General features: G+C 40.7%; 12 protein-coding genes and 1 tRNA gene. 4 read left to right on the plus strand and 9 right to left on the minus strand.

Features of this window, described 5'->3' with window-relative positions; genetic code table 11:
* The first annotated feature begins 98 nt into the window (after positions 1 to 98).
* Entirely contained in the window at positions 99 to 584 is a 486-nt protein-coding gene (locus tag MHO82_RS13080) for a DUF3015 family protein (protein WP_239184394.1), read from the plus strand.
* Positions 585 to 663: 79 nt separating this feature from the next.
* Complete coding sequence (locus tag MHO82_RS13085; RefSeq protein WP_239184395.1) at positions 664 to 2,523, plus strand: DUF4105 domain-containing protein; 1,860 nt, start codon at positions 664 to 666, stop codon at positions 2,521 to 2,523.
* 55 nt (positions 2,524 to 2,578) lie between these two features.
* Here the strand turns inward: MHO82_RS13085 and MHO82_RS13090 are convergent, their stop codons facing one another.
* Positions 2,579 to 3,511, minus strand: a complete 933-nt coding sequence (locus MHO82_RS13090; protein ID WP_239184396.1) for an exopolyphosphatase — start codon at positions 3,509 to 3,511, stop codon at positions 2,579 to 2,581.
* A gap of 234 nt (positions 3,512 to 3,745) precedes the next feature.
* On the opposite strand from MHO82_RS13090, the gene MHO82_RS13095 reads away from it, so the two are divergent.
* Positions 3,746 to 4,297, plus strand: a complete 552-nt coding sequence (locus MHO82_RS13095) for a hypothetical protein (RefSeq protein WP_239184397.1) — start codon at positions 3,746 to 3,748, stop codon at positions 4,295 to 4,297.
* On the opposite strand, the gene MHO82_RS13100 is transcribed toward MHO82_RS13095, so the two are convergent.
* From MHO82_RS13100 to nrfB, 7 genes are all read right to left on the minus strand, one after another.
* Complete coding sequence (locus tag MHO82_RS13100) at positions 4,271 to 4,789, minus strand: GNAT family N-acetyltransferase (protein WP_239184398.1); 519 nt, start codon at positions 4,787 to 4,789, stop codon at positions 4,271 to 4,273. The two genes, MHO82_RS13095 and MHO82_RS13100, sit on opposite strands and share 27 nt — an antisense overlap.
* Before the next feature lie 10 nt (positions 4,790 to 4,799).
* Entirely contained in the window at positions 4,800 to 5,177 is a 378-nt protein-coding gene (gene nrfF / locus MHO82_RS13105) for a heme lyase NrfEFG subunit NrfF (protein WP_239184399.1), read from the minus strand.
* An 86-nt stretch (positions 5,178 to 5,263) separates the two neighbouring features.
* Positions 5,264 to 5,794 (minus strand): DsbE family thiol:disulfide interchange protein, encoded by a 531-nt coding sequence (locus MHO82_RS13110; RefSeq protein WP_239184400.1) that lies wholly within the window; start codon positions 5,792 to 5,794, stop codon positions 5,264 to 5,266.
* 25 nt (positions 5,795 to 5,819) lie between these two features.
* Positions 5,820 to 7,769: a heme lyase CcmF/NrfE family subunit gene (locus MHO82_RS13115; protein WP_239184401.1), complete on the minus strand. Its 1,950-nt coding sequence runs from the start codon at positions 7,767 to 7,769 to the stop codon at positions 5,820 to 5,822.
* Between the two features lie 134 nt (positions 7,770 to 7,903).
* A complete protein-coding gene (gene nrfD, locus MHO82_RS13120) occupies positions 7,904 to 8,884 on the minus strand; it encodes a cytochrome c nitrite reductase subunit NrfD (RefSeq protein ID WP_239184402.1) in 981 nt (326 codons plus the stop codon).
* Positions 8,881 to 9,570, minus strand: coding sequence for a cytochrome c nitrite reductase Fe-S protein (nrfC, locus tag MHO82_RS13125; protein WP_239184403.1), 690 nt, complete (start codon positions 9,568 to 9,570; stop codon positions 8,881 to 8,883). The genes nrfD and nrfC overlap by 4 nt, the downstream gene beginning before the upstream one ends.
* Before the next feature lie 11 nt (positions 9,571 to 9,581).
* A complete protein-coding gene (gene nrfB, locus MHO82_RS13130; RefSeq protein WP_239184404.1) occupies positions 9,582 to 10,181 on the minus strand; it encodes a cytochrome c nitrite reductase pentaheme subunit in 600 nt (199 codons plus the stop codon).
* Between the two features lie 576 nt (positions 10,182 to 10,757).
* Between nrfB and nrfA the strand changes: the two genes are divergently transcribed.
* Positions 10,758 to 12,188, plus strand: coding sequence for an ammonia-forming nitrite reductase cytochrome c552 subunit (nrfA, locus tag MHO82_RS13135; protein ID WP_239184405.1), 1,431 nt, complete (start codon positions 10,758 to 10,760; stop codon positions 12,186 to 12,188).
* Between the two features lie 273 nt (positions 12,189 to 12,461).
* Here the strand turns inward: nrfA and MHO82_RS13140 are convergent.
* A tRNA-Gly gene (locus MHO82_RS13140) sits at positions 12,462 to 12,537 on the minus strand.
* Between the last annotated feature and the right edge of the window lie 100 nt (positions 12,538 to 12,637).

Genomic DNA, 12,637 nt, shown 5'->3' on the forward strand with positions numbered 1-12,637 from the left:
ACATTCTGTTTTGACAAGCTTCCCCCTTGAATCAGTAGTATGAGTTATATATTATCGTGCCTTCTTTATAAAAAACAACGTTCAATTAAGGTGTTATAATGTTTAAACATATTGCTTCATTTGCCCTCGTTACTTCTCTGCTTTCTCCAGTGGCAATGGCTTCTGAAGAACACAGCATCAACCCATGGACTCAATGTGGAATCGGTGCAATGGTGTTTAATGACAACCCACAAGCCGCTGCGATTTCAAATGTAATTTGGGACCTTGGTACAACAGCCGTTTCTTCAAACATCAGTTCAGAAAGCAATTGTGAAGGCTCTGAAGTGAAAACCGCGATGTTCATTCAACAAAGCTACAACAACATTATTGAAGAAACAGCACAAGGTAACGGCGATCACCTGACAGCTATGCTTGATCTACTAGAAGTTGATGCAGCAGCTCGTGAAGATGTACTAAGCGGTGTTCGTGCAAATATGGCACAAACGGTAAGCCAGCCTGAATATGCCACATCAACAACACCTGAAAAGGCCGAAATGTATTATAACGCTTTAATTATCAATGCAGCTCAACATAACCCTGCCTAATTAACTGATTGCATAAATATAAAAGGCAGCTGTTTGAGAGCTGCCTTTAGTGTTTCTGGTATTTGATATTAAGTTCTTTATGAAAAAGCTCATTTATTCTTTCTACTTTCTCTTTTTATTTTCATCAACCATTCAAGCCAGAACCGCTAATGATCTGACGGATGCTTATATTTCACAACTATCAGAAAATACTACCTGGTTAAAACTTCTCCATTATGAGAAAGGCTATTTTTCACCAGTGAAAAGTGAAGTAACGACTGAAAGCTTTTTTCTTTCTGAACATGGTAAATATTCCCCATACGAAGAATTAAAAACTACTATTTCATCCATGCTATCTGAGCACAGCAAAACCTCACAATGTCGTTTTCCCGCCAGAAAATTATGGTTACAGAAGGTATTACCTGAAATCACAGAAAAGATGCCCAAAGTGAGCTGCCCTGAATATGAAGAATACAAACAGCATTTTTCAGCCTCTTCTCTGAGTTTAGTTTATGCTTCAGGTTATTTAGGCAATCCTGCCTCTATGTATGGTCACTTATTAATTAAGTTAAACCAAACAGATAGTACTGAATTACTCGAAAATACATTGAACTATGGGGCCATGGTGCCACCAGAGGAAAGTAAATTAAAATACATTACTTTCGGCATCTTAGGCGGCTATCAAGCACGCTTTTCATCGGAAGAATTTCACCGACATAGTAATACTTACAATGAATCAGAACTACGTGATTTATGGGAGTACGAACTAAATCTAAGTAAGGATGATATTACTTTCTTACTGGCCCATCATTGGGAATTAAAGGACAAAACGTTTACGTATTACTTTTTTAAACAAAACTGCGCTTATCAGATCGCTAAACTATTTGAGTTGGTTATCAACAGACCACTAACCAATACGAAAAAAGCGTGGGTTATGCCTTATGACGTTATTGCAGCGATAGCCGATAAAAATATTCCAAAGAACAAGCAACTCGCTTCCATTCGCCAACATGAATCACGACAAGAAGCCTTTTACAATAAATTTCATCAGCTATCCCATGAAGAACAAGAAGTAGTTAAGCAGATTGCCGATCCTGAAGGCTCTGTTGCTTTTTCTGATTTCGCAAATCAAAGCACTGAAAGCCAAAAACGAATTGTAGATACATTGTTTGATTACTATAGCTTTTTAGAAGCAAACCAAGATGAGCTCAACCCTGAAGATAAAGAGAAAAAAAGAACGCTACTAGCAAAACGTTTTTCGTTATCCACTGAAGAAATCACCTGGAAAAAAGGGACCACATTGCCTCCACATCAAGCACAGTACCCTTCCCTGTTCCAGTTTTCACCTGTTTATCATTCAGAACAAGATCTTGGGCTAGATTTACGTTTCAGAGCAAGTTACTACGATCTATTATCGCTAGATGCTGGAAGGCTACCTTACTCCGCACTCTCCATGTTCGACCTACGATTATCATATCGTGACGATCAAGTGACTTTAAAACAATGGGATCTGTTCAATATTATTAATTTGAATGTGTCCAACACCAGCTTACCTCATGATGGTGGCTACAGCTGGGCAATAAAAGCCAACATCGAAAATATTGATCTCACCTGCAATGATTGCTTAGTCGCTGGTCTATCTGGCGGTATCGGTAAAAGTTATGAACTGAAAAAAAACACAGCTATTTATGCCATGCTCGATGGTAAAATCCAAGCCCCAGACAGGGAACGAGGCTACATGAAACTGGGCGTGAAAAGCGGCTTAGTTGCTCAGATATTACCTAGCTGGCGTACATCTTTCAGTGCAGGTTATCATTACTACTTAGATAATACCGATCTACATGGCCACAGCCTGAATTGGGAACAACGTTTCGGTACCTCAAAATCTTGGGATATTCGTACCAACCTTAATTATGACGGAGCAACAGAATTTGGCGTTTCCTATGGCTATTACTGGTAATAAAAAACCTCTGCCGAAACAGAGGTTTTATTAATTCATTAGTTTATATTCTAAACTAACCGTCTAAATTAATTTGCTCGATTAACTCATCTAACACATGCTGAGCTTTATCTGTTGGGATCTGACAAGTACCTGCCGCATGGTGACCACCACCATCATAACGCAGCATAAGCTCACCAATATTCGTTTTTGAATTACGATCAAAAATAGACTTACCAACAGCGTACACTGTATTTTGTTTTTGGAAGCCCCACATTTTATGGATCGAAATATTACATTCAGGAAATAACGCGTAAATAATGAAGCGGTTACCAGCATAAATGGTTTCTTCATCAGTAAGATCAAGAACCACTAAATTCTTGTGTACTGTTGCACAACGTAGGATTTGCTCTTTGCATTTAGCTTCATGCTCAAAGTACAGATCGATGCGTTCTTTAACATCAGGTAAAGCCAGTATTTCATCAATGGTATGGTTCTTACAATAATCGATAAGATCCATCATTAAGTTGTAGTTCGACACTCTAAATTCACGGAATCGACCTAAACCAGTACGAGCATCCATTAAAAAGTTCAGGAAGTTCCAACCTTTAGGCTCTAGTACTTCTTCACGATTAAACTGAGCCGAATCCCCTTTATCTACCGCTTCCATCATGTCTTCCCACTCTTTCGGGAAGCGCTTAAAACCACCATAATAGTCCCACACCACACGAGCTGCAGAAGGGGCATCAGGTTCAATAATATGGTTTGGATTGTCGCCTGTATTACGGATTGTTTCAGATAAGTGGTGATCAAAAACTAGGTGGGCATAATGAACATAAGGTAAGTTGGTAATAATGTCATTTGGCGTGATTTCAATTTTTCCATCTTGCATGTCTTTCGGATGCACAAACTTAATATCATCAATTAAATCCAACTGCTTTAGCAGCACAGCACATACCAGACCATCAAAGTCACTACGGGTTACCAACCGAAATTTTGGCTCAGCCATCAAAAATATCCTTTTACGAGTAGTTTTAAGCGCATTACGCTCACCATACTATATTATGACCATTGATTCAGTACCGAACAGCCTCTATACCCTATGTTAGGTGTTGCAGATCACAGTTTTTTCAAAGACCTACCTAACCCCCTCAAGTATAGATACAAAATAACAGATTGAGAAAGTTATCGATCACGTTCAAAATATCGTCCCATCTCTTAGTGAAAATTACCTCCCGACTTTATGCCTGTATTACTCGATTTACTACAACGTGCTGGCTTGGCTGAACTGACTAGCTCTTCGCAAACACAAGAAGAGTCAGACACCTTTATTACAGCCTACTCCAGCGCCTTCGACGCAGTCTGCAAACAAAAACCAGATAGCACCCAAAACGATCTTCTACTGGGCTTTATAACCAAAACCTATTTAGCCAAAAGAGAGTATTACCAAGCCCAAGAAGAAAGTATGGAGAACATGCGCCAAGTTTTTAAGGATACGGTAGGAAAAGAACACGCAGGTAAATTCAAGTCTCAAGAATCTGATTCATTGCAATTTACCGCGTCTGTATGGTTTATGGTGCAAGGTTATACAGGCATTGATTACAGCTACGCTTATGAGCATGCTGATGACATTGCGCATCTGTTAAGCCAACAAGCTGAACAAATAGAGTCTATCCGATCCGAACTCATGAGGAGTTACTATGTGGGCGTTGAACATTCTCAGAGGAATAAAGATAAAAGTTCTTTTATTTCTGCCCTCACCCAGCCACTAAGACGCTGGTTTAAACGTCACTGAATACAGCGCGAGTGATGGACCACTCACCGCCTCTTCAACATTACGCTCAAACGATAGGCCCAACTTTTCAAGCAAACGAATACAAGGCAAATTATGGGAAAGCGTAATGGCGACTAATTTGGCTAACCCCAATGACGTTCTTGCGTACTCCAAAGTTACTTGAGCAGACTCAAACCCATAACCTTTATTGCAATATTCAGGAAGAAAACCGTAGCCAATATCAATATCTTCAAGGTTTTCTCGCTTCACAAGGCCACAAATGCCAATAGGCGTTTTTGATTCTTTCAGCTCCACTAAGTACAGACCAAGCCCAGCAATTTGATACATTGGGAGAAAGCTGTCTAATAGATAATATTTTGCGTCGCGTACGGAGCGTAAATTTTTATCTCCAACAAAACGTAAAAATTCATCGCTATTATACAGTCGGTAAATAAACTCGGCATCTTTTGCGCTTAATTGGCGAAACCTCACTCGATCCGTTTCAGCAAACATAATTTCCCTTTTATTCGTTTATTGAACTTTTCACTTTACGATACCCAATAAAGGTAAACAGTAATAGTAGTGCAACTGGACCTAACCATAATAAATAAGTGCGAGGCTCAAATTTCGGTTGATACAATACAAAATCACCAAATCGATCGATCATAAATCCAATAATTTCAGTGTCCGTTTTTCCCTCATCCACCATCTTGTACACTTCTAAACGTAAATCTTTTGCGATTGGTGAATTAGATTCCATTAAGTTCTGGTTTTGACACTGCGGGCAGCGTAATGCTTTCGCTAATTGCACCGCACGGGTTTGCTCTTGTTCACTCTCAAATTGAAAAGTTTCGACTTGTTCAATGCGCTGCAGATCTGCTGCCGAAAAGATAGCATTCACCGACCCTTCCAGCTGGGGGCTTCCATACAAAAATGTAGGAAAGAAACTAAATATAACAATAAGATACCGTAACATCATCATATGGTTCAGCTTCTCAATTTGTTAACTAAAGGAGCAAAATGTTTTTGCCACACAACATCGTTTAAAGCACCAATGTAGCGAAAAAGAATGGTGCCATTGTGATCAACCAAATAGGTTTCGGGAGTTCCATACACGCCAAGATCCAAAGCCAACTCTCCTCTTGGATCAAAAATAATGTTTTGATATGGATTACCCGTTTGATCTAGCACATCCAACGCCGCATATTTATCATCCCGATAGTTCAAACCAATCAGATTCACTCCCTGTTCTTTCGAAAGCTGAGTTAAATACGGGTGTTCTTTTTTACATATCCCACACCACGATGCCCATACGTTAAGTAAACTCACTTCACCATGAAAAACATTTTGATTTAAGCGAGCATCACGCTCAGTAAGCGATGGTAAATCAAAATCAGGGACGGACTTTCCCACCAGAGGCGATGGCGGTACAGCCGAATTTTTCGCCGACAGCCCCGCAATTAAGCCACCAGCAACAAAAATAACTAAGATAAAAGGGATAAATAATCGTAACTTCATGACATTCACTATTTGCTTTTTATATTCAGTGTTCATTTGCGGCAAAACTCAATTCGCCTTCTTGCCGAACAGCAAGTCTACGTTTATTTTTCACCAAAGACAGTACTGCCATTAAACCTCCCAACATCATGAGCAAACTTCCCACCCATAACCATCGAACAAAAGCTTTATATTGGATACGCACCGCATACTCATGACGGCTTAATTTTTCTCCTAATGTAATATACATGTCCCCCAGCCATCCCCAAGCGATCCCAGGCTCACTCATGTTCATTGTTCTTACGGAATAATGACGACGCTCTGGCTGAATCAACACTGATTTTTTCTGCTGACTGGTCACATGAATAACCGCTTTTTCTGAGGTGTAATTTGGCCCAACCAGAAGCTCTGTATCCACATATTCAACCTGTAAATCTCGGAGCTGTACCACTGACCCGGGCCCCATTTTCACGCTGGTTTCATAAGAATAAACGCTCTCTAATGCAGCTCCAACTACCGTAACCGCAACCCCTAAATGCGCTACTACCATGGCGTACTGCCGTAGTGAAAACTTACCTTTGGATATAAAAACGGATTTAAAACCTGTTAGTGCAATCCAAACCGCCATACTAAGGGCCAATAGAGTAATGAAACCACCTTCTGCTCCAAGTAGAAAGAACACCACACTACCAATACCACAAGACAGCAAACCCAATTGCACCACCATTTTTTTCAAAACACTGGACGATGTTTGTTTCCATCGACTTAACGGAGCCAGCCCCATAAACACAAAAATTAGCAAACATAGTGGTGCAAATAAGGCATTAAAATACGGCGCACCGACAGAAATATTCCCCAAATTAAGGGCTTGAAAAATCATGGGGTAAAATGTACCAAGCAATACCATCAACGTAGTTACGGCAAACATGCTGTTACCCGCTAAAAGTAGCACCTCTCGGCTAATAAAACTCTCTAATTTTACGATCGGGATTTGGTGAGAACGCATCGAGTACAACGTCAGAGCAACAAATAAGGCCACCACTAAGATCGCCAATAAAACCAGCCCGCGAGTTGGATCCACTGCAAACGCATGAACCGATGTGAGCACACCAGATCGAACAACAAAAGTGCCGAGTAAACTTAAGCAAAAAGTGAAAATAGCAAGTAAAAAACTCCAATTAAGCAACACTTTTCGCTTTTCACTGGCAATCAGAGAATGCAGTAATGCGGTTCCAGTTAACCAAGGCAGTAAAGAGGCATTTTCGACCGGATCCCAAAACCACCACCCTCCCCAACCTAGCTCATAATACGCCCACCAAGAACCTAAGCTAATGCCTCCTGTTAGCATCACCCACGCGGCTAACGTCCAAGGCCGGCTCCACTTCGCCCACGGCAGATTAATATCTTTCATGGTTAACGCTGCGACAGCAAAAGCAAACACACCAGAAAAACCAACATAACCAAGGTACAGCATTGGCGGATGAAAAATCAGCCCGACATCTTGCAGCATAGGGTTAAGATCGCGCCCTTCTGCTGGCACAATTAATAAACGTTCGAACGGATTTGAAGCCAGCAAGGTAAATAACGCAAACGCGGCACTTAACATAGCAAGCACCGTTAACACGCGAGAAATGTAGTTTTGGTGATGGTGGCGATGAACAAACGCAATAGCGACAGACCAACAGACCAAGGAGAATAACCAAAAAAGCAATGACCCTTCATGGCCGCCCCAAACCGCTGCTATTTTAAAAAACATTGGCAGGTGAGAGTTAGAATGCGCAGCAATGTAAGAAACAGAAAAATCATCTACGGCAAAGCCATAGGCTAATAAAAAAAGAGAAAGAGAAATAGATACAAAAGCACCGTAGCTTAATCGCCACGCATAACGAATAAGATGTGGATCTTTTTTGGCAAAACCGATCAACGGGATCACACTGCCAAGTAAGGCTAATACAGCCCCTAAAATTAACGCTAAATGACCAAACTCTGGGATCATATAAAATTCCGATTATATATTTGCCATACAGAGAAAAGTACATCTCTGCATGGCAATATTATGAGTAAGAGCTCATCAGACGTGTCCCTCAATTAGTTACATAGAAATAATCATCGCAGAACACATCTAGATAGCTATACAATCGTCATCTGACCTGCATACAAAATAAACGTACGCAGCATTAAAACTCCAAGCAAGCTTAATGACGTCACCAACATAATAAAGGCTTTATGATGTTTAACCCCTTCCGGACTCACAAAGTTCAATGTGAGTGGTACTAGCATGCCCAATCCGATCACACCATACCAAAACCAGTTAGCCCAAAAGCCTTCCCCTATTGCAGCCATGGCAGCCGCTTCTTTTTGGCCTCCACCTAAAATCAGCCCAATGAAAAATGCAAATAGAACAAACAATTCGAACAAAACAACTGGGCGTTCAAATTTGTGAATCCATTTTACGCTTGCACTGTGTACCGACTCTTTAAAGCCGATAATTCCAAACAACAAGCACGCTGCGGCACCGGAAGATAGGCTAGAAAAGAGGAACAAAATCGGTAAAACAGGGTTATTTAATAGTGGGTAAGTTTTCAACGCAGACAGTAAAAAGCCAGTATACGCAGCCAGCAAAATAGCTAAGAAGCCTAAAAACAGCTCGATGCCGTTTTCAAATTTTTTCAGCTGAGGCAACACTTTTTCAATCAGCGGAAGTACCTTCTTCGCAACAGGGACACGATCTTTAAGAAAAGTAACTACCTCATCTTTATAAATCACGGCTAACCAAGCAAACAACACCATCATGTATACTTGGAATAAAATCACCCCCATCGACATAATAGAAGTTGGATTATAAAAGATCATAATCTTCCAAAAAGACAACGGCTTAGTCAGGTGGAAAATCAAAATCGTTAAACCACTGATGATCCCGAGTGGCGCTAATATCGCAGTCGCTTTAATCATACCATTCGCAGCGGGATTACCTTCAATAACCTTCCGCTTTAAATAAATGGCAATCATAACGGCCCCAGCAGACATACCCGCTAAAAACAGATAAATGGCAATGATCCAGTCCCACACTAAAGAATCGAAGTAGAAGGCATCGGCAAATGTTGAACTCATCCTTTTATCTCCCCTTTTTGATGCGGCACTTTATACAGCTTAGGCTTCGTACCTAATTCCACTTTTGAGCGATAAACCAACTTTTGGTTAAGCACTTGGTTTATTTCACTCTGCGGATCATTCAAATCACCAAACGTCAGTGCTTTGGTCGGGCACGATTCTACACAAGCTGGTAGCTTTCCTGCCTTTAAGTTGGTATCACGACAAAAATTACACTTATCAGCTGATTTCGTTTCTGGCTGGATAAAACGCACTTTATAAGGGCATGCCGCTAAGCAGTAGCCACAACCTACACATTTGAACGCATCAACATCCACTATGCCTGTTTTTGGATCTTTATACGAAGCTCCTGTCGGGCACACATACACACATGGCGCATTATCACAATGCTGACAAGAGACACGGCTGAATTGGTAATCAGCATTTGGAAATTCACCTTGTGGCTCACTGCGCACTATCTCAAGCCTTGATACTCCATCAGGGACATTATTTGTTTCTCGACAAGCATCAGTACAAGCCGTACAGCCAATACACAAGGTTTCATCGTGTACCATACCATAGCGCTTATCACCGTCTTCCATGGTGTTTACTACCGATTTATTACCAAATGCCGCTGTACTGGCAACACCCGTGGTAAAAATAACGGCACCAGATCCTACGAGAAAATTTCGTCTAGAACATGTCATCTTCTCTCCCCCTACTCTTCTTTTTTCAAGTCTGAGTGGCAGTCGACACACATCTTGATCTTTTCTTTACGTTCAAGCCCTTTCATTGCGTCTTTTTCAGCATGAACCGTATGGCATGACGCACAGGTTAAGTTGACGGCATGAACATCGTGAGTCCAACTTTTTTCACGTAGATCAGTGGCTTCATGACAATCAATACATGTCTGATTTTTTGAAAAAATAAACGCGTTATCCAGTACGGTTTTATGAGTCCCCGCAACCGATTGGCTTGCCCCTAATTTCTTCACTTCAGGTGCACCATCTCGATGCTGCGGGCCAATAGTGCTATGACAATCCACACAACTTAACTCACGATTTGTTTTCCCGTGAATAACGTCACCATGTGTACCTTGAAGTGTACTTTTTGAATCCTTGTGGCATTGAATACACTGGTAATCTTGATCGCGTATAAACGTAACTTGATGCTTCTCAGATGCCGAGTTTGAACTAGCAACCTCAGAGGTTGTACGTTGTGGCTCAGGATCTGCGACAACACTGAATGATAAGCCATACATACAAGTAACTAACAATCCTGTTAGCAGTGTACACATTGCTATTTTTACATTGCCCATGATTAATCCTTTTATTTCCTTATATGATCTTCCAATCACACGAATAATGAGGAAACACTCTATTATTTTTTATATTCAACATTGCTTTTGATTTCTTTATTAATAAATACCGAGAAATTTAACACTCACTTATAAATAAAGACATCAATTGATACTGATTCTTATTTAACTGTTAGCCACAACGCTTAACAGCAATTATTAAACAATATTTCAAAATATTAATATTTGATTCATGTAGAAGTTAGCCCATAAGGGGTAGTAGAAATGCACCTTTTATGATTAGGATCAATTTAAACACTATAAATGACTGATTTTAATAAAGTATTAAATATTCAGTTGCATATTTCTATTCACCCTAAAGGAAAATACCACTTTAGGGTTAATTTTTATTTTTCATGATACTAAAAAGGGTTTTAATTATATTTAATTAAACTTTTTGATCTAAAACAAATAACGTATTTATTTATTTCATCTCTAATTTAATTTCCATTACTATTATGTGGATTTTCAGGTTCTTATTTTAGCCACCTTCACAACGCTTGGCTTTTTTATAATTTGAATACTGGAGATACAATTGTGAGCATACAATGGACACGTAAATCTGCCGCACTCATCACCCTGCTATCTGCGTTGTTTTTAAGTAACAATGCACTAGCAACAGATGAACGTGCAGAGAAACCAAGAATAGAACCTCGCAATGAGCAATTTGAACAAGCTCATCCTGAACAATATCGTACATGGAAAGCCACAAGCGAAAGTGAAGATATTGAAGATGCATTAAAAGAAGATCCAAACATGGTGATCATGTGGGCTGGGTATGGTTTTGCAAAGGACTATAACAAAGCTCGCGGGCATTTTTACGCCATAGCAGATGTACGCCAAACCCTGCGTACAGGTGCCCCTAAAGATGAAAAATCAGGCCCTATGGTCATGGCATGTTGGAGCTGTAAAAGCCCAGACGTTGCTCGCATGATTGATGAGCAAGGTGAAAATGCTTACTTCTCAGGAAAATGGTCAAAAGGAGGCTCTGAAATCGTTAATGCTATTGGCTGTTCAGATTGCCATAATACCAACAGTGAGGCCTTTAAACGCGGTGAGCCAGAGCTAGCACTCACCCGCCCTCACGTTGAACGTGGCATGATCACCATTGGTAAAAAATTTGAAGATCAGCCTCGCTTAGACCAACAAGCTCAGGTCTGTGCTCAGTGCCACGTCGAATATTACTTCACAGGGCCAACAAAAGCAGTGAAATTTCCTTGGGACAAAGGAACTACGGTTGATGAAATGGAAGCCTACTACGATGAGATCGGCTTTAAAGACTGGACCCACAAAGTTTCTAAAGCCCCCATGCTAAAGGCACAACACCCTGGTTATGAGACATGGCGTGATGGCATTCACGGTAAAAATAACGTCACCTGTGTCGATTGCCATATGCCTAAAGTTCAAAATGAAGATGGAACGGTATTTACCGATCACAAAGTGGGTAATCCATTTGATCGATTTGAAGACACGTGTGCTCAGTGTCATACACAAACCAAAAAAATGCTCAAAGATGTTGTTGCTACACGTAAATCTCAAGTACTTGAAATGAAGCTCACCGCAGAAAAACAAATTGTCGCCGCGCATTTTGAAGCCAAAGCAGCATGGGATGCAGGCGCAACTGAAGAAGAAATGCAACCAATCCTAATGGATATTCGTCATGCACAATGGCGTTGGGATTACGCCATTGCTTCTCATGGCATACACATGCATGCACCTGAAGTAGCACTTCGTGACTTAGGCACTGCAGTAGATAAAGCAACGGATGCTCGTACAAAGCTCATCCGTCTACTGGCTAAAAAAGGCATTACGGATCCTATCGAACTGCCCGATATTTCCACTAAACTCAAGGCACAGCAAGCTCTAGGTATGGATATGGATAAAATGAATGCAGAAAAAGAAGACTTCTTAAAAACAGTCGCGCCTCAATGGGACAAGCAAGCAGAGGTTCGCGAAGCAACGTATTAATTAATTCACATACCAAAAAGAGTAGAAGCCACTCACTAATAAATCGCTTCTAGTCAGAAAAATCACCTCAAAGTGCTGGTAAAAATATCAGCACTTTTTATGCACTAAAAGTGTACCCAACTCGCCTTCCAAGCTAAATAACACGAGATCGGAATAATTGAAGCCACTCAACTTGCACTTTTAGCGCTAAGCTTCGCTACACTCACCCCAATAGTAAAAAGTAAATATCTTAAACACAAAAAAGCCCCAGCATTTCTGCTAGGGCTTCTTATTTGGAGCGACACACGAGGTTCGAACTCGTGACCTCAACCTTGGCAAGGTTGCGCTCTACCAGCTGAGCTAGTGTCGCGTTGCTGAAATCTTATAAAAGATATCAGACTTAATGAGATGGTGCCCCGGGCCGGACTTGAACCGGCACAGCGCGAACGCCGAGGGATTTTAAATCCCTT

The organism is Vibrio sp. Of7-15 (assembly GCF_022347565.1).
Taxonomy (GTDB): Bacteria; Pseudomonadota; Gammaproteobacteria; order Enterobacterales; family Vibrionaceae; genus NORP241.